The sequence below is a fragment of the Microbacterium sp. SS28 genome (assembly GCF_022761035.1).
Lineage (GTDB): Bacteria > Actinomycetota > Actinomycetes > Actinomycetales > Microbacteriaceae > Microbacterium.
The window spans coordinates 313,848-331,736 of record NZ_JAKWJP010000001.1; the positions used below are offsets into that span (position 1 = coordinate 313,848).

The window sequence follows — 17,889 nt, forward strand, 5'->3', positions numbered from 1 at the left end:
CGATGAGTCAAGGGAGAAGCTCGTGTTCCCCAGTCCGTACCCCGACGTCGACATCCCCGATCTGAGCGTCTACGACTACCTCTTCGCATCCCTGACCGCCGACGAGGCCGCGCGCATCGCGCTCATCGACCCTGCGACGGGCGCCGAGACGACCTACGGCGCTCTGCGCGCCCAGGTCGACGCCTTCGCGGGGGCGCTCGCGGCGCGCGGCGTAGGCGTCGGCACCGTCGTGGCCCTCCTGTGCCCCAACGTGCCGGCCTTCGCGACGGTGTTCCACGGCATCCTCCGCGCGGGGGCGACGGTCACGACGATCAACTCGCTGTACACGGCGGGAGAGATCGAGAAGCAGTTGAAGGATGCCGGTGCCACGTGGTTCGTCACGGTGTCGCCGCTGCTGGCTCAGGCCTCCACGGCGGCCGAGGCTGTCGGCCTCCCGCACGATCGTGTCATCGTCATGGACGGCGCGCACGGACACGAGAACCTCCGCGGCCTGCTCATGGAGGGTCGAACCGCCCCCGAGGTCTCGTTCGACCCCGCGACGCACGTCGCGGTGCTGCCGTACTCGTCTGGCACGACGGGCATCCCGAAGGGTGTCATGCTGAGCCACCGCAACCTCGTCGCCAACGTCCAGCAGTCTCGCGTCAACATCGACCTCAAGGCCGACGACCGAGTGCTCGCGGTGCTGCCCTTCTTCCACATCTACGGCATGACGGTGCTGCTCAATCTCGCGCTGCGCCAGCGCGCGAGCCTCGTGACGATGCCGAAGTTCGACCTCGTCGAGTTCCTCACGAACATCCAGAAGCACACGTGCACGTACCTCTACATCGCGCCGCCCATCGCGGTCGCGCTGGCGAAGCATCCCATCGTCGATCAGTTCGACATCTCGAGCGTGCACACCGTCTTCTCGGGTGCGGCTCCCCTCGACGGCGAGACGGCCGAGCTCGCGGGCGCCCGCATCCACGCGCGCATGATGCAGGGCTACGGCATGAGCGAACTGAGCCCCGTGTCGCACGCGATGCCGTGGGACCGCGACGACATCCCCGTCAGCTCGGTCGGCACGCTGCTGCCCAACCAGGTCTGCAAGCTCATCGACCCCGCGACGGGCGACGAGATCACCGAGCTCGGCGAAGACGGCGTGACCGCGGCGGGCGAGCTGTGGATCAAGGGGCCGAACGTCATGCTCGGCTACCTTGACAATCCCGCGGCGACCGCCGAGACGCTCGACGCCGACGGGTTCCTGCACACGGGCGATGTCGCGATCTATCACGATGGCGGCTACTTCTCGATCGTCGATCGCGTCAAGGAGCTCATCAAGTACAAGGGCTACCAGATCGCGCCCGCCGAGCTCGAGGCACTCCTGCTCGGACACCCTCAGGTCATGGATGTCGCCGTCATCGGCGTGCTCGACGACGACAAGCAGGAGATCCCCAAGGCGTTCGTCGTGCGCGCCGGCGACTCGCCGCTCACGGAGCAGGAGGTCATGGACTTCGTCGCCGAGCACGTCGCTCCGCACAAGAAGGTCCGCCGCGTCGAGTTCATCGACGTCATCCCGAAGTCGACGTCCGGCAAGATCCTGCGGAAGGATCTGCGGGCCCGCGAGGCTGCGAACGCCTGAGTTCCGAATCAGAAGACGGATGCCCCGGCCGCTGCTGCGGCCGGGGCATCCGTCATTCCACCGGGCGCGCGTCCGCCCGGCGGGGTCCTCAGGTCGTGGCTTCGGCGGTTTCCTGCTCGGGCTTCGCAGCGATCGTCGCCGGCAGGTGACGCGATAGGAGGAGCGAGAGCACCATGAGCGCGAAGACGATGAAGATCGCCTGCTGCAGCGCCTCGACCTGCGAGTTGGCGTAGTCCTGCGCGATCGCCGTCGCGGACTCCTGCGAACCGCCGGCGTCGAGCACGAGGGTCTCGGCCTGATCCTGCGAGATGATCGGCACGCCCTGCTCGCTCAGCGCCGCGACGACGGAGTCGCGCTCGTCCGGTGTGATCGTCGCGTTCTGCGCGACCGCCGTCGTGAAGCCCGACGTGAGCAGCAGGATGAACACCGAGCCGACGATCGCCGTGCCGAACGACGAGCCGAGGTTCTGGAACGTTCCCTGCAGGCCGCCCACCTCGGACGTGTCGTCCTTTTCGACCGCCGACATGTTGACGTTGCCGAGCTGCGAGGCGAGGAGGCCGAAGCCGGCGCCGACGATGAACATGCCGATCGCGAACGGCGCGCCCGCGAGCTCGGGCTGGATCGAGAAGAGCACGAAGAGCAGGCCGACCGCCATCGTGATCTGGCCGAGCTGCGCGATGCGCCGCGCGGACCGGCGGGACGTGAGCCACGACCCGAGGATCGAGAAGAGGATGAGCCCCGCCGACAGCGGGAGGATCTTCAGGCCCGTCTCGAGCGCGTCGTAGCCCTGCATGGTCTGCAGGTAGACCGGGATGACGAAGAAGAGCGCCGCGATCGCGAAGTACTGCACGAGGAAGCCGGACAGGCCGCTGCGGAGCGCCGCGATGTTGAACAGGCTCACCTTGAGGAGCGGGACCTTGCCCGCCTCGACGAGTTTGCGCTGCCGCTGGACGAACCACCACAGCACGACGATGCCGAGCAGGATGAAGTACGTCACGAGCGAGACGCCCAGCGGCTCGACCGGCTGCCCGTTGAACTCGGGCGAGTACAGCGGCACGAACCAGCCCCACGTCTTGGACTGCAGCACGCCGAAGACGAGGAGCGCCATGCCGCCCGCCGACAGCACGACGCTCAGCAGGTCGATCTTGAGCTTCGGGTTGGCCTCGACGTCCTTGATCCTGCCCGAGACGATGAGCACGCCGATCATGACGACGGTCTCGGCGAAGAACACGTAGCGCCACGAGCCGTACGTCGTGACGAGGCCACCGATGAGCGGACCGGCAGCGGCCGCGAGTCCCGTCACCGCACCCAGGATCGAGAAGGCCGCGACGCGCGCCTTGCCCTGATAGTTGATGGCCGCGAGGGCCGCGATCGCCGGGATCACGAGCACGGCGCCGAGGCCCTCGATGAGCGACCAGCCGAACAGCAGCTGCGTGAGGTTCTGGCTCAGGCCCGTGATGAGCGAGCCGATGCCGTAGATGACCGAGCCGATCTTGAACGCGCGGCCGCGTCCCCACTTGTCGCCGAGCTTTCCACCCGTGAGCATGAACGCCGCCATCGTCAGCGTGTAGAACGTGATGGCCGCCTGCATGCCCGTGATCGACGTGTCGAGATCGGAGGCGACCTGGGAGATCGAAACGTTCATGACGGTGCTGTCGAGCACCATCACGAACTGCGCCACAGCGAGGATGACGATCACGAGCCAGTTCTTCATGGCCCGACCATAGCGCCGCCCGGCCCCGCGGCGTCGCAGCCGCTACCCGAAACGGGTGAACCCGGCCGACGCGCCTCGCACGGCAGAAGACGAAACCCCCGGTCAGAACGACGTCTGACCAGGGGTTTCGGATTCGGTGGACCTGAGGGGAATCGAACCCCTGACCTCCTCGATGCGAACGAGGCGCGCTACCAACTGCGCTACAGGCCCGTGAACCTCAGTTAGGTTAGCACGCTCCGGGAGAGGCTCCGAATCGAGCGGACGGGCCCTCTCACGCGCCCGACGCGCGGCGCTCGAGAAGGCGACGCACGTGCGCTTCGATCTCGGAATCGTCGACGTGTCCCGTGCGTGCGAACTCGCTCTCGGCCGCGCGCGCCCGTCGTACGACGGCGATCGAGGGGGGCTCCTGCTCCTGTGCGCGAGCGCGCAGCGCCTCCTCGAGAGCGGCTTCTCGCAGTGCCTCGCGGGCCTCCGCGGCATCCAGCAGGGCGGCGGCGCGCGACCCGGCCGATGCCGTGAGTGGCCGTGGCAGCTCACGCGGAGCCCACGCGCGCTCGTCGGGCGCGAGCGCGACATCCTGAACGGTCGCCGTCTCGCGGACCGCTTCAGCCTCTTCCGCCGCCCGGACCGCGACAGGGCGGCCGACGCGCGCACTCCGACGCAGGAGGGCGGCGCACACGCCGGTCAGAGCGAGTCCGACGGCGAGCAGCATCCATCCGCCGGTGCTGGCGACTTCCCACGCGCCCCATGCCACGAGCCCGAGCGCGATCAGCGCGGTCGTCGACGTGAGCAGCCGGGCGCGGCGGCGCGCGCGGGCACGGCGCGCGGCGGGCAGGTCGCGCGCGATCGCGAGCGCCTGACGCGCCTCTTCGAGGCCCGCCTGGTCGAGTTCGACCTGCGTGCGCTTGGCGAGGTCCTCACGCTCGGCGAGGGCGCGGCGAGCGGCCTTCTGCTGAGCCAGAGCCGTGCGGGCATTGAGCTCGAGGTGCACTTCGTCCGGTGTCTCGCTCGTCTCGGCGAGGACGCGCAACGCCTGGTTGAGTCGCACGGCGTTGCGCTCGGCCGCGTCGTACTGGCGGCGGCTCGCGAGAGTCGGCAGAAGGTAGACGAGCCACAGCAGGGCCGCGACGAGAACGATGACCCCGCCCCCCAGCACCTGCCCACCCATGACTCCAAGGTAAGCGAGATGGTGTCAGTCGATGGTGATATATCGGCGTGTCGTCCGGAGCCGCACGCGGCGGACTCCGGAGTCAGGCGTGCAGGCGATCCGCGGGCGGGATCGTCGCGGCGTCCTGCGGGGCGCGCCCCTGCACCCAGCGCTCGAGCACGCCCTCGGGCACCTCTTCGCGCACGAGGGCGAACGCGTAGTGGTCGCGCCAGTCGCCGTCGATGTGGATGAAGCGGCGCCGAAGCCCCTCGTACCGGAAGCCGAGCTTCTCGACGACGCGCAGACTCGCCTGGTTCTCGGGACGGATGCAGATCTCCATGCGGTGCAGCCGCAGCTCGCTGAAGCAGATGTCGGTCGCCATCGCGACGCAGGCGGGCGTGATGCCGCGCCCCGCGAAGCGCTCGCTCACCCAGTAGCCGATCGTCGCCGACGCGAGCGAGCCGCGCGCGACGCCCCAGACGTTGAGCTGGCCGGCGATCTCGCCGTCGTACTCCATGACGAAGGGAACGCCGGCGCCGTCGCGGTACTGCTGTAGAAGCCTGCGGATGCCGAGCCGCATGTCGAACGAGACGGGCCCGTCGGGACTCGTCGCCTCCCACGGTCGCAGCCACGAGCGATTGCTCAGCAACTCCTGCTGCAGCATCCGCGCGTCGCGCTGACGGACGAGGCGCAGCGACACGGGCCCGTGCCGACGGGGAGCGGTCAGTTCCATCGACCTCTCCCCTCAGCCGGGCGGCGTCACCCTGCGGTCACAGCGTTGCCGCGAAGTCCTTCAACCAGGGACGCAGCTCGGGACCGAGATCGTCTCGATCGGCGGCCAGCTGCACGATGGCCTTGATGTAGTCAACTCTATCTCCGGTGTCGTATCGACGACCCCGGAACACCACTCCGTACACGCCGGGACCTTCGGGATCCGCTGCGAGCTCCTGCAGGGCATCGGTCAGCTGGATCTCGCCGCCCTTGCCCGGCTCGGTGCGCTCGAGGACGTCGAAGACGGCGGGGCTCAGGACGTACCGGCCGATGACCGCGTAGTTCGACGGGGCATCTTCTGCCGAGGGCTTCTCCACGAGGCCCGTCACCTTGACGACGTCGACCGACTCGGTCGCCTCGACGGCGGCGGCGCCGTACAGGTGGATGTGGTCGGGGTCCACCTCCATGAGCGCGATGATCGCCGCGCCGGTGCGATCGTGCTCGGCGAGCATCGTCGTCAAGAGCGGGTCGCGCTCGTCGATGAGGTCGTCACCGAGCAGCACCGCGAACGGGTGGTCGCCGACATGCGAGCGCGCCCGCAGGACCGCGTGGCCGAGGCCCTTCGGCTCGCCCTGACGGACGAAGTGGATGTCGGCGAGGTCGCTCGACTGCTGCACCTTCGCGAGCTTGGCGTGATCGCCCTTGCGCTCGAGGTTCGTCTCGAGCTCGGGCACCGAGTCGAAGTGGTTCGAGAGCGCGTTCTTGTTGCGCCCGATGATGATGAGGATGTCGCCGATGCCCGCCTGCGTCGCCTCTTCGACGACGTACTGGATCGCCGGCTTGTCGACGACCGGCAGCATCTCCTTGGGCATGGCCTTGGTGGCGGGAAGGAATCGCGTGCCGAGTCCGGCGGCGGGAATGACGGCCTTGAAGGGCTTGTGAGGCATCCCACGATCCTATCCGGGACCCTCCGACAGCCTCGGGAAGGCCGGTCCCCCTTGCCACGCCTAGAATCGTGTGCATGTCCGATGCGATCGCCGACGCGAAGCGCGCCCTGCGCGCTGAGCTCCGTGAGCGTCGGCAGTGCCTCTCCGAGTCGGCGCGGGATGCCGCATCCCACGGTCTGACTCAGCAGCTGAACGCGCTCGTCGACCGTGTCGGCGCCCGATCGATCTCGTGCTTCCTCTCGACCACGACCGAGCCCGGCACGCGCGAATTCGTCGACGGCGCCGTGGCCCGCGGCATCCGGGTCCTGCTTCCCGTGACCCGCACGGACGGCCTGCTCGACTGGGCGGTGGCGACGAGCGACCTCGACATCGCGGAGGGCATGTACGGGCTTCCGGAACCTGTCGGCGAGCTGCTCGGCCCCATCGCGGTCAACGACGTCGACCTGCTCGTGATCCCCGCCGCCGCCGTCGACACGAGCGGCATGCGCCTGGGCTGGGGTCGCGGCTTCTTCGACAAGACGCTCGGCTCGATGGAGCGCTGCCCACCCGTGTACGCCGTCGTCTACGACTCCGAGATCCTCGACGAGGTCCCCCGCGACCTGCACGACCAGCCCGTCACGGGCGTCGTGACGCCCACCCAGACCCGCGTGCTCGCGCCCCCGCGCCGCTGACCGAAAGGGCCTCCATGCCCACCTACGCCTACGCCTGCAAGAAGTGCGGCCACCGTTTCGATGCCGTGCAGTCCTTCGCCGACCCGACCCTCACCGAGTGCCCCGAATGCGGCGGCGCGCTGCGCAAGGAGTACGGCTCGATCGGCGTGACGTTCAACGGATCCGGCTTCTACCGCACCGATTCGCGCGCCGCCGCGCCCGGGTCGACCTCCACCTCGAGCGGCACGTCGGGTGGTGACTCGTCGTCTTCTTCGACAGGATCGAAGTCCGAGGCGAAGGCCGCGCCCGCAGCGACGGGTTCCTGACCGGCGGAAGCCGGCGACAGTGAGAGGCAGTCACATGATCAAAGGCTTCAAGGAGTTCATCCTCCGCGGCAACGTCATCGATCTGGCCGTCGCGGTCGTCATCGGCGCCGCATTCACGGGCATCGTCAACGCGATCGTCGCAGGACTCATCAATCCGCTCATCGCGCTGATCTTCCAGGCCGACAGCCTCAGCAGCCTGACGTGGAAGGTGCAGACCCTCACGGGCTCGGTCACCGAGTTCAGCTGGGGACTCATCATCGGCGCGCTCATAAACTTCGTCGCGGTCGCAGTCGTCGTCTACTTCGTGTTCGTGTACCCCATGAACCGCCTCAAGGAGCGCCAAGAGGCCCGCAAGGGCATCGCGCAGCCCGAAGAGGAGCCGCTGCCCACCGAGACGGAGCTGCTCGTGCAGATCCGCGACCTGCTCGAGAAGCAGTCCCCCGCGCCCAAGGCCTGACCGCCTCGGCGCGCGGCTCGGCCGCGTCGCCGCGCCTCGCGAGCCCGCGAGCCCGCGAGCCCGCGGGGCCGCTGGCCGTACCGGCGAGCGCGCGAGCGAAGGAGCGAGGCGCGTCAGTAGTGCGGCGGGACGTCGCGCCGCAGGCGCTCGTCGTTCGGACCGTCGGCGGGGACGGATGCCGCATCCTGCACCTCGTCGTCCGCGGGGACGGGCTCCTCCGACGTGCCCGGTGCCGGCGTCAGCTTTGCGCGGCGCGAGCCGGGCACGCGCTCGACGCGCTGGCGATCACTCGAGGACATCGAACGGCTGCGTGTCGGTCTGCGCCGTCACGGCCTCGGGCGCGACCCCGAGCAGCGCGGCGATCCGCGCCGCGACGCCCGCGGGGTCGCTGTAGAGGTCGAACGCGTGCACGCGCACGTAGTGCCAGCCGAGGCGCCGCAGGATCTGCGGGCGCAGGCGCAGCGACTCGCGCAGCGATTCCCCCACCGTCTCGGGGTCGATCTCGGCGACGACGGCTTTGCCGTCGTGCTGCGCGACGAGCGGGAGCAGTCCCCGGTAGTGCACGTCGACCGAGACGCCCAGAGCGCGCAGCTCGTGCGCGAGCGCACGGGTCAGCGGATCGGCGAGGTCCTCGAGTCGGGCTTCGCGCGCGCGGGCAGCGATGCCCCCGAGGATCGACATGAGCGTCGCCGCGCCGTAGTCGAGACGACCGTCGTCGAAGGCCGAGGGCCGGATCGACGACACGATGACCATCGAGCGGCGTGCGCGCGTCATCCCGACCGTCAGCAGACGGTCTCCATCGGGCGTCGAGAGGTCTCCGAAGTCGCTCAGCACACGGCCATGGCGGGTCAGCCCGAAGCCGAGCGAGAAGATGACGCGATCGCGGCTCTCGGCGACGGACTCCTCGAGCGTCAGCACCGCGAAGGGCTCTGCGGTGTCGCGCGAGACGAAGTCCGCGACATCCGATCGTCCTGAGAAGGCGCTCTCGACAGCGGCTCGCACGCGCTCGGCGTGCTTGGCGCTCGCCGTCACGACCATGAGCGACTCGGACGAGCGGTTGATCGCGTGCTCGAGCACGAGCGTCACGACGCGGCTCACTTCGGCGTCGGGGCTCTCGACCGCTCCCGTCACGGGGTCGGGAGCGCCCATGCCGCCCTCGACGTAGTCGACGCCGAGGCTCCCGCGGCCGAGGTACGAGCCCGCCCACGGCAGCGACACGAGCTCGCCGCCGTAGAACGCGTCGTTCACGAGGCGCGCGAGGTCCTCGCCGCCGGCGCGATAGCTGCGGGTGAGGGTCTCGACGGGCAGCAGCTCGGCGAGGCGCTCGAAGACGCTCGTCTCGTCGAAGGGTTCGGTCTCATCGCCCTCGTCGGAGCGCGCGGGACCCGCCGCGACGCGGAACGGCGTCGGCTTCTGCGTCACGGGGTCGCCGAAGACGACGACCTGCCGCGCCCGGCGCAGCGCCGGGACGGCCTCGGCGAGGCACAGCGCCCCGGCATCGGCGATGACGACGACATCGAAGGACGGAGCATCCGGAATCGAGGGCACGTCGTAGGGCGACGCGAGCCACACGGGCGCCAGCGTCCGCAGGAGGGTCGGCGCGACGGCGGCGAGCAGCGCGGGATCCGAGACGCCGTCCTTGAGCGCGCGCTTGAGGGCCCTGGCCTCGTCCGGCTCGTCGACGATCGCGATACGCCACTGTGTCGCGAGCTGAGCCGCGAGAAGCGGACCGGATGCCGCGGCGTGCGCCTCGTCGACGAGACGGAAGTCGCGCTCGAGGCGGTCGACGACGGCGGTGTTCGCTCCCAGGAGCGCGCGGTCGCTGCGCAGCAGGTGCTCGAGTGCGGACTGCCACCATGCGAACTCGAGCTCGTCGCCGACCTGCTCTTCGGGGACGTGCCGCACGGACAGCTCGATGAGCAGCGGCTCGAGCCCGAGCGCCGCGAGCTGCGAGCGCAGCGACGCGCGCTCCATGAGGTTGTCGAAGACGTCCGACTTGGCTGCGAGGCCCGCGAGCGTGCGCACGAGCTCGGGGATCGGCAGCCCCGCGAAGCGCTGATCGGCGGGGCGGCCGAGGATCCCGTCGAGGGCGGAGAGATCCGCTTCTACGCGCTGCCACGCGACGTGGACGTCGGCGAGGCCGAGCGGCACCTCCGGCACGACGCCGACATCGACGTGCCGCTGCCACTCGGCGCGCTGCTGCTGCACGCGCAGCAGAGCCTCGTGCATGTCGGCGATGTGGACGCCGGGACGCACATACTCCCGGGAGAGCCGGCGCAGGTGCCGGCGCCGCGTGCCACTCAAGTCGGGCGCGTCGCGCCGCGGCCCGTGAGCCTGGATGAGTTCGCCGAGAGGCCGCTCGAAGACCGTCGGGCTGAACCGGTCGAGCGAATCGCGGATGCCCTGGAGCAGGCGCAGGTACACGCCGAGCTCGGTGATCGTGCGGAAGGGCCGCATGCGCGTCTGCGCGATGAGCTCGTACGCGCGCTCGAGCAGGCCAGGGACGTCACGGCGGTGCAGCGTCCCCGCGAGTCCGTGGGCGGCGCGCGCCTGCTCGGTCGTCGCGAAGCTCACGCCGTACCAGGGCGACTCCCCCGGACCGACCCGGAACTCGCCGAGCCGCGCGGCGGCCGCGAGGGTCGCCGCGGCATCGGCTCGTCCGCGTGCGAGGCGCTCGAGGGTCGCGAGGTCGAAGCGCGCCGCCGTCTCGAGCCGGGGCTCGCGCGACGCGAGGGTCGTGAGGGTGCGCAGGATGTCGAGCATCGACACCCCGAGGGACTCGTGGCGCCTGCCGACGGCGCCGCGATAGTCGCGCAGGACGCCGCGCAGACGCACGAGCGCGTCGTCGATGTCGGAGATCTTGGGCTGCTCGGCCTTCTCGTTGCGCGTGATGGCCCTGATGAGGTCGCGCTGCAGATCTCGGGGCGACACGGCGAGGCCCGCGAGCCCGATGCCGGCGAGCCTGTGGCGCACGCCCTCGAGCGTCGAGCGTCGCGCGCTCACGACGAGCACACGCTTGCCGTCCTTGACAAGCGATCCGACGGCGTTGATGACCGTCTGCGTGCCGCCGGTGCCGGGGAGCGTGTGGATCGCGAGGGAATGACCGGTGGCGATGCGGGCGAGGACGCGCTCCTGTTCCGCGTCCGCGTCGAGAAGGAGGAGATCGGATGCCGGGGCCCGCTCGTCCGGATTCGCGAGCTGCGGCACCTCGCGGAGCATCGTCAGCCGTTCGCGATCGTCGTGGTGCCCCGCGAGCGCGTTGAGGATCGGGTGATCGAGGTCGACGGCGTCGCGGGCCATGGGCTCGCCGACATCGCCGAAGCTCGAGACGACGAGGCGCGGCTTGACAGTGAAGGTCTCGATCGACGCCGTCAGCGCGCGCAGGCGATCGATGACGGGCTGCGGTTTGAAGACGCCGGCGTCCGAGGCGAGCGCCGCGAGGGCCGCCCCGTCGACCTCGATGCCGAAGTGCGCGCGGAGGGCGCGCACGAGTTCGGGGTTCACCGTGATGGTGCCGTGCAGCTTGAGCTCGAAGTCGGCGTGGTGGCGGCGGATCGCGAGCGGACGCAGCAGCACCGGCGCGGTGCACGCGATTCCGCCGATGCTCCAGGAGGCGAGTCCTACGCCGAGGCGCACGGCGTCGAGGCCCCGCGCCGTGCGCAGCTCGACGTTCTTGGCGGTGAGCCGCTCGGCGGCGATGCGCGCCGAGCGCAGCGCGACCTCGTCGCGGAAGAGGTTCGACAGCAGCGTCGAGCGGCCCGTGATGAACTGCGGCAGGCTTCCGGGATGAGCCTGCGTGATCTCGATCCCGGCATCCGCGTTGTCCGCGTAGTGCAGCAGGGTCGACCTGCCGCCCAGCGTCGCGAGCTCACTGCGAAGTCGATCGCGTTCGGGTTCTGCGATGTGCACGACGGTCACTCCCGGTTCGGACAGCCCGAGGTCACCAGGGGTCACGGGTGCCGCGGGCACATGGTCTTCCGCGCCCATCACGGCGCTTCCTTCTGCTCGCCACACACGAGCCAGCGTATGCGGCCCCCGCGCGGGAGGCCGGTTGCCGGTCCGAGTTTCGCGGTATTGGCGACACGCCGGGTGATCAGCGGTTCCTCCCCAGGCCCCCAGAGCGGCGCGTCATCCCCAGTCCGAAGGCTTCCCGCCGGCCGTGCGCGCCGCGGCACCAGGATGGTCGCATGACCGAGATCGCCTTCCGTGTGCATCCCTCCCCCGTCGGTGAGATCCTCATCGTCGCGGGCCCCGAGGGCATCGTGACCCTCCATCCCTTCGACGGCCCGCTCGACGCCGAGATCGCGCGCGTCGCGCTGCAGCTGCACTCCGTACCCGTCCCCGACGAGGAGGCCGGCGGCGACGTCGACCTGCAGCTCGACGAATACTTCGAGGGCGAGCGACGGGAGTTCGACGTGCCGCTCGATTGGCGACTGGCGAACGGCTTCCGTCGTGCCGCGCTCGAGGCGGTGTGCGACATCCCGTACGGCGAGACGGCCGGGTACGGCGAGGTCGCGATCGCGGCGGGGAGCCCCGGCGCGGCGCGGGCCGTCGGGACGGCGTGCGCGACGACGCCCTTCTCGATCGTGGTCCCGGTGCACCGCGTCGTCCGGGCCGACGGATCGCTCGGCGAATACGGCGGCAGGCCCGAGGTCAAGCAGTTCCTCCTCGACCTCGAGCGCGGCCCGGTGGATCCCCCCGTCGTGCCGAGCGGCAAGACCGCGGACGTGTAGGCCGTCCGTGCAGCGGCCCCGGTCGGATCCCCCACGGGTCCGGCCGGGGCCGCATCTTCAGGCAGAGGACGTCCGGCGCCTAGTGTTCCGTCGCCTTCTCGGCCCCGTAGCCCGTGAGTGACCGCACATCCATCTCGGCCGCCCGGCGCTTGTTCTCCGAGTCGCGGTGCGACACGACCGAGCCGAGCCAGCCGAGCACGAACCCGAGCGGGATCGACACGATGCCCGGGTTGTTGAGCGGCCAGATCGCGACGCCCGTGTTCTTGAAGACGCTCGTCTCGGTCCCCCAGAAGACCGGCGACAGCAGGATGAGGATGATCGCTGCCGCGAGGCCTCCGTACATGCTCCACACCGCGCCGCGCGTCGTGAACCGCCGCCAGAACAGCGAGTAGAGGATCGTCGGCAGGTTGGCGGATGCCGCGACCGCGAAGGCGAGCGCGACGAGGAACGCGATGTTCTGCCCCTGCACGGCGATGCCGCCGAGGATCGCCAGGATGCCGATCACGATGACCGTGCGACGCGCGACCTTGACCTCGCCGTCGGCGGGGACGTTGCCCTTCTTGACGACGTTCGCGTAGATGTCGTGCGCGAACGAAGCCGCCGCCGTGATCGTGAGACCCGCGACGACCGCGAGGATCGTCGCGAAGGCGACCGCCGAGATGAACCCGAGCAGCAGCGGTCCGCCGAGCGCGTTGGCCAGGAGCGGAGCTGCCGAGTTGACGCCGCCCGGCGCCGCCTTGATCACGTCCGGCCCGACGAGGTAGCCCGCGCCGTAGCCGAGCACGAGCGTCAGCAGGTAGAAGAGCCCGATGAGCCAGATCGCCCACACGACCGAACGACGAGCCTCTTTCGCGGTCGGCACGGTGTAGAAGCGCATGAGCACGTGCGGCAGGCCCGCCGTGCCGAGGACGAGCGCGATCGACAGTGAGATGAAGTCCCACGGATTGTGGCCGTACTGCAGGCCCGGCGCCAGGATCGCGTCCTTCGGGTCGGTCGATGACGCGTCGACGGCATTGGCGAGCAGTGCGTCGAGGCTGAAGCCGTTGATCGCGAGCACCCAGATCGTCATGACGACGGCCCCGCCGATGAGCAGGAAGGCCTTGACGATCTGAACCCACGTCGTGCCCTTCATCCCGCCGACAAGCACGTAGACGATCATGAGCAGGCCGACGACCGCGACGACGACCGACTGACCGACCTGGTCGTCGATCCCGAGCAGGAGCGACACGAGCCCGCCCGCCCCCGCCATCTGCGCGAGCAGATAGAAGAAGCACACGGCGAGGGTCGTGATGGCCGCCGCCATGCGCACGGGCCGCTCCTTGAGCCGGAACGACAGGACGTCGGCCATGGTGAACTTGCCCGTGTTGCGCATGAGCTCGGCGACGAGCAGCAGCGCGACGAGCCAAGCGACGAGGAAGCCGATCGAGTAGAGGAATCCGTCATAGCCGTTGATCGCGATGGCACCCGTGATGCCGAGGAAGGATGCCGCCGAGAGATAGTCGCCCGATATCGCGAAGCCGTTCTGCGGCCCCGTGAACGAACGGCCTGCGGCGTAATAGTCGGCGGCCGTCTTGTTGTTGCGGCTCGCGCGGATGACGATGAAGAGCGTCACCGCGACGAACGCCGCGAAGATCGAGATGTTGAGGACGGGGTTGTTCTCGACCGTCGTCACCGTGGCCTGCACCGTCTCCCACGGTCCCTCTGCCGCCCACGCTCCCTGAGCTTGTCGAAGGGCGCTCATGCCTGTGCCTCCTGCCGCTCGAGGTCCTCGCGGATCTCGGTGGAGATGGGGTCGAGCCGGTGGTTGGCGTACCAGACGTACCACATGGTGATCGCGAAGGTCGTGACGAATTGACCGAGGCCCAGCAGCAGGCCGACGGTGATGTAGCCCCACGCGCGCTGCGCCATGAATTCCGGCGCGAACGACGAGAGCAGCACGTACGCGAAGTACCAGACAAGGAATGCGATCGAGAGCGGGAAGACGAAGGAACGGTGCGTGCGCTTGAGTTCGACGAAGCGGGGCGAGCGCTCCTCTGCGATGTAATCGATGTCGCCGGGCGGCACCGTGTCGGTCGTGCTGTCGGTCATGTCGGCCTCCTTGCCTGTTTCTCGGGTGCACCGGTGCACCCCGTGGACGGCGCGCCTCAGCGCGCGCTGTGTGGGGCGGGCGCGGCGCCGCGGACGGCATCGGCCAGCCCATCGAGGACGGCGGGATCCTCGATGGTCGCGGGAATCTTGTACGGCTCGCCGTCGACGATCTGACGCATGGTCTTGCGCAGGATCTTGCCCGAGCGCGTCTTGGGCAGTCGGTCGAGCACCGTCACGTCGCGGAAGGCCGCCACGGGGCCCACGTGCTCTCGCACGAGGGCGACCAGCTCGCGCTCGAGGTCGTCGTGCGAGATCTCGACGTGCGCCTTGAGGGTCACGAAGCCGGCGGCCCGCTGGCCTTTGAGGTCGTCGTGCACGCCGATGACGGCGCACTCCGCGACGGCGTGGTGCATCGTGAGCACCTCTTCGAGCGATCCCGTGGACAGGCGGTGGCCGGCGACGTTGATGACATCGTCGGTGCGACCCATCACGAACACGTAGCCGTCCTCGTCGATGTGGCCCGCGTCGCCCGTCGCGTAGTGCCCGGGGAACGCCGTGAGGTACGAGTCGCGGAAGCGCTCAGGGCTCCCCCACACACCCGTGAGCGCGCCCGGCGGCAGCGGCGTCCGCAGGACGATGTTGCCTTCGGGGGTCGACCCGTCCGCGCCCGTGCCGGTCAGGTCGCGGCCCTTGCCGTCGACGATCCGGACGTCGTACCCCGGCATCGGCACGGCGGTCGAGCCCGCCTTCGGCGCGAGCGCCTCGATCCCGACGGGGATGGCGCAGATGGGCCATCCGGTCTCGGTCTGCCACCAGTGGTCGACGATCGGGACGCGCAGTCCGTCGTTCGCCCAGTGCCACGTCTCGGGGTCCAGGCGCTCGCCGGCGAGGAAGAGCGTTCGCAGCGAGTCGAGCGCGCCGTCCGGGAGTTCGTCGAGCTCGGGGTCCACTCGCCGGATCGCGCGGAGCGCGGTCGGCGCCGTGAACATCGCCTTGACGCGGTAGTCGCGCACGATGCGCCAGAACTCACCGGCATCGGGAGTCCCCACCGGCTTGCCCTCGAAGAGGACCGTCGTGGCGCCCGCGAGCAGGGGTCCGTAGACGATGAACGAGTGGCCGACGACCCAGCCGACGTCGGATGCCGTGAACATCGTGTCGCCGGGGCCGATGTCGTAGATGTTCCGCATCGCCCAGGACAGCGCGACGGCGTAGCCGCCCGTGTCGCGCACGACGCCCTTGGGGCTGCCCGTCGTGCCCGACGTATAGAGGACGTACAGAGGGTCGGATGCGACGACCGGGACGGGATCGGCGGGCTCCGCCGCGGCGACGAGGCGATCCCAGTCGCGCCACGCGACGCCGTCGACGCTCCCGGTCATCTCGTCGGCCGACCCAGGCACGGCGGCGCGGTCTCGCACGACGACCGTCGAGACGATTCCCGGGGTCGCCTCGAGCGCCTTCTGCACGATCGGCAGGTACTCGACGATGCGGCCGGGCTCGAGCCCGCCCGATGCCGTCACGATCACGCTGGGTCGCGCGTCGGCGATGCGCACGGCGAGCTCCGTCGCGGCGAACCCGCCGAACACGACGGAGTGGATCGCGCCGAGACGTGCGCACGCGAGCATCGCGATGACCGCCTCCGGTGTCATCGGCAGGTACAGCAGCACGCGGTCCCGGCGCGTGACGCCGAGCCCGCGCAGGGCGCCCGCGAACCCTGCGACGCGGTCGCGCAGCTCTGCGTAGGTGTAGTCCTTGCTCGTGCCCGTCATCGCAGAGTGGTACCGCAGCGCTATGGCGCCGCCTCGCCCCGCGTCCACGTGCCGGTCGAGGCAGTTGACGCTCATGTTCAGTGCCCCGTCCGGGAACCACGTCCACGCGTCTTCCCGTGTCGTCAGCGCACGGGCGGGGGCGCATGTCCAGTCGACGGCGCTCGCGGCTTCGAGCCAGAACGCCTCGGGCTCGTCGAGGCTTCTGCGCCACTCGTCTCGGTATGCCGTCATTCGCGTTTCTCCCTCGAAACCGGATGTCTCGCGGCGATCGTCGCCGATCCCCGCGATGGTAGGGTCGACGCTACGAACGGCGGCGACAGGGCCGTCACCCCCGAAAGTAGGTAGCGGGTGGTCACGCAGCCATGGAGCGCATCCGAGGCGCAGCTGCTCGCCGGGGCACTTCGGGACTTCGCGCAGCACACGAGCTTTCCCGTGGTCTTCGGCGGATTCGCGACCGAGGACGGCGTGCGGATCACCACGATCCACGGCAGCCGCACCCGCAGTCTCGAAGGTCTCGTCGTGCGCCGCGACCGCGGTCTGGGCGGCCGCGCCGTCACAGAGCTGCGGCCGCGGATGACCAACGACTACGGCACGTCGCGGCAGATCACCCACGACTACGACGGCCACGTGCTCGGCGAGGGGATCTCGGCGCTGCTCGCGGTCCCCGTCGTCGTCGACGGCGGTGCGCGCGGCGTGCTCTACGGCGGATCATGGGTCGACGGGAACGTCGGGGATGTCGTCGCGGCTCCCGGATTCCGCATCGCCGAGGCACTCGCGACCGAGCTGCGCATCCGCGACGAGGTCGAGAAGCGCGTCACGTCGTTCGGGCGGGTCCAGGCCGAAGCGCCCGCGCCCGCCATCGACCCCGCCCAGCTCGAGGAGCTGCGCGAGAGCTACGCGGAATTGCGGAGCATCTCGGCGAATGTGACCGACCCGGCACTGCGTGAACGGCTCGGCATGCTCGAGCGTCGGCTCGCTCATCTGTCCGGCGAGCCCGTCGCCGACGCCTCCGAGCCGGAATCCGCCATCCGGCTCTCACCGCGCGAGATCGATGTGCTCGCGTGCGCGGCGCTCGGCGCGACGAACGCCGAGATCGGTCGCACGCTGTCCTTGAAAGAGGCGACGGTCAAGTCGTATCTGCAGGCTGCGATGGCGAAACTTGATGCTTCGACCCGCCATGCGGCGGTGGCGAAGGCGCGTCGTCTGAGGCTGCTCCCCTAATCCCCGCTATTCATCGCGGAAATGCGCTGAGCGTTCTCCCAGAATTGTCGCGCCGGCATTTTCTTGGATAGTGCCGAGCGACATTCTGGCGTAAAGTCGCATTATGGCCCGAAGAATTGTGCATCAGCTCGTCGACGATCTCGACGGAAGCGTCCTCGAGGTGGGAGAGGGTGAAACCGTCCTCTTCTCGCTCGACGGCGTCGCCTACGAGATCGATCTCACCGACGCGAACGCCGCGGAATTCCGCGAATCGTTCACCTCCTACATCGCCGCTGCGCGGCGCGTCTCTGCAGGGCGCCCCTCGCGAGGCGGCGGCGGCTCCTCGTCCGCGGATGCGCGCAAGCGCCGCCGAACGGGACAGCAGGACTACGGCCCTGTGCGCGCATGGGCCAAGGACAACGGCTACACGCTCTCGGAGCGCGGCCGGATTCCGGCATCCGTCCTCGAAGCCTACGAAGCCGCCCACTGACCATTCCGGATCGCGACGGGCTCGCCCCCGCCGCGATCCCTCGGC

16 protein-coding genes and 1 tRNA gene are annotated in these 17,889 nt (G+C 69.8%); 7 read left to right on the forward strand and 10 right to left on the reverse strand.

What is annotated here, in order from left to right:
* Positions 1–22: 22 nt before the first annotated feature.
* Positions 23–1,615, forward strand: coding sequence for an AMP-binding protein (locus MJ607_RS01430; RefSeq protein WP_243073764.1), 1,593 nt, complete (start codon positions 23–25; stop codon positions 1,613–1,615).
* A gap of 88 nt (positions 1,616–1,703) precedes the next feature.
* Here MJ607_RS01430 and MJ607_RS01435 read toward each other — a convergent pair whose 3' ends face one another.
* The 5 genes from MJ607_RS01435 to galU all read right to left on the reverse strand — a co-directional run bounded on the left by MJ607_RS01435 (position 1,704) and on the right by galU (position 6,134).
* Positions 1,704–3,329 carry an MFS transporter gene (locus MJ607_RS01435; protein ID WP_243073765.1) on the reverse strand — a complete coding sequence of 542 codons (1,626 nt, stop codon included), beginning with the start codon at positions 3,327–3,329 and terminating at the stop codon, positions 1,704–1,706.
* Between the two features lie 137 nt (positions 3,330–3,466).
* Positions 3,467–3,539, reverse strand: a tRNA-Ala gene (locus tag MJ607_RS01440).
* A gap of 61 nt (positions 3,540–3,600) precedes the next feature.
* Entirely contained in the window at positions 3,601–4,497 is an 897-nt protein-coding gene (locus MJ607_RS01445; RefSeq protein WP_243073766.1) for a large exoprotein, read from the reverse strand.
* Positions 4,498–4,579: 82 nt separating this feature from the next.
* Positions 4,580–5,209: a GNAT family N-acetyltransferase gene (locus tag MJ607_RS01450; RefSeq protein ID WP_243073767.1), complete on the reverse strand. Its 630-nt coding sequence runs from the start codon at positions 5,207–5,209 to the stop codon at positions 4,580–4,582.
* Positions 5,210–5,246: 37 nt separating this feature from the next.
* Complete coding sequence (galU, locus tag MJ607_RS01455; protein WP_243073768.1) at positions 5,247–6,134, reverse strand: UTP--glucose-1-phosphate uridylyltransferase GalU; 888 nt, start codon at positions 6,132–6,134, stop codon at positions 5,247–5,249.
* A 74-nt stretch (positions 6,135–6,208) separates the two neighbouring features.
* Between galU and MJ607_RS01460 the strand changes: the two genes are divergently transcribed.
* The 3 genes from MJ607_RS01460 to mscL are packed head-to-tail and all read left to right on the forward strand — an operon-like array spanning position 6,209 to position 7,567.
* Positions 6,209–6,805, forward strand: a complete 597-nt coding sequence (locus MJ607_RS01460; protein WP_243073769.1) for a 5-formyltetrahydrofolate cyclo-ligase — start codon at positions 6,209–6,211, stop codon at positions 6,803–6,805.
* 14 nt (positions 6,806–6,819) lie between these two features.
* Positions 6,820–7,110, forward strand: a complete 291-nt coding sequence (locus tag MJ607_RS01465; RefSeq protein ID WP_243073770.1) for an FmdB family zinc ribbon protein — start codon at positions 6,820–6,822, stop codon at positions 7,108–7,110.
* Between the two features lie 34 nt (positions 7,111–7,144).
* Positions 7,145–7,567 (forward strand): large conductance mechanosensitive channel protein MscL, encoded by a 423-nt coding sequence (gene mscL, locus MJ607_RS01470; RefSeq protein WP_243073771.1) that lies wholly within the window; start codon positions 7,145–7,147, stop codon positions 7,565–7,567.
* Between the two features lie 113 nt (positions 7,568–7,680).
* On the opposite strand, the gene MJ607_RS01475 is transcribed toward mscL, so the two are convergent.
* Both MJ607_RS01475 and MJ607_RS01480 read right to left on the reverse strand, forming a co-directional pair.
* Positions 7,681–7,866 (reverse strand): hypothetical protein, encoded by a 186-nt coding sequence (locus MJ607_RS01475; RefSeq protein ID WP_243073772.1) that lies wholly within the window; start codon positions 7,864–7,866, stop codon positions 7,681–7,683.
* Positions 7,853–11,554 (reverse strand): AAA family ATPase, encoded by a 3,702-nt coding sequence (locus MJ607_RS01480; RefSeq protein WP_243073773.1) that lies wholly within the window; start codon positions 11,552–11,554, stop codon positions 7,853–7,855. Before MJ607_RS01480 ends, MJ607_RS01475 begins: the two co-directional genes overlap by 14 nt.
* 200 nt (positions 11,555–11,754) lie before the next feature.
* Here MJ607_RS01480 and MJ607_RS01485 point away from each other — a divergent pair, with 200 nt between their 5' ends.
* On the forward strand, positions 11,755–12,300 hold the full coding sequence (locus MJ607_RS01485; RefSeq protein WP_243073774.1) for a methylated-DNA--[protein]-cysteine S-methyltransferase: 546 nt from the start codon (positions 11,755–11,757) through the stop codon (positions 12,298–12,300).
* Between the two features lie 79 nt (positions 12,301–12,379).
* On the opposite strand, the gene MJ607_RS01490 is transcribed toward MJ607_RS01485, so the two are convergent.
* Genes MJ607_RS01490 through MJ607_RS01500 form a run of 3 tightly spaced genes read right to left on the reverse strand, consistent with a single transcriptional unit; the run spans position 12,380 to position 16,385 of the window.
* Positions 12,380–14,041 carry a cation acetate symporter gene (locus MJ607_RS01490; protein ID WP_243073775.1) on the reverse strand — a complete coding sequence of 554 codons (1,662 nt, stop codon included), beginning with the start codon at positions 14,039–14,041 and terminating at the stop codon, positions 12,380–12,382.
* Positions 14,038–14,388 (reverse strand): DUF485 domain-containing protein, encoded by a 351-nt coding sequence (locus tag MJ607_RS01495; protein ID WP_243073776.1) that lies wholly within the window; start codon positions 14,386–14,388, stop codon positions 14,038–14,040. The genes MJ607_RS01490 and MJ607_RS01495 overlap by 4 nt, the downstream gene beginning before the upstream one ends.
* Positions 14,389–14,444: 56 nt before the next feature.
* Positions 14,445–16,385, reverse strand: a complete 1,941-nt coding sequence (locus MJ607_RS01500; RefSeq protein ID WP_243073777.1) for an AMP-binding protein — start codon at positions 16,383–16,385, stop codon at positions 14,445–14,447.
* 117 nt (positions 16,386–16,502) lie between these two features.
* Here MJ607_RS01500 and MJ607_RS01505 point away from each other — a divergent pair, with 117 nt between their 5' ends.
* Complete coding sequence (locus MJ607_RS01505; RefSeq protein WP_243073778.1) at positions 16,503–17,375, forward strand: LuxR C-terminal-related transcriptional regulator; 873 nt, start codon at positions 16,503–16,505, stop codon at positions 17,373–17,375.
* Positions 17,376–17,478: 103 nt separating this feature from the next.
* Positions 17,479–17,844: an Lsr2 family protein gene (locus MJ607_RS01510; protein WP_243073779.1), complete on the forward strand. Its 366-nt coding sequence runs from the start codon at positions 17,479–17,481 to the stop codon at positions 17,842–17,844.
* Positions 17,845–17,889 lie beyond the last annotated feature (45 nt).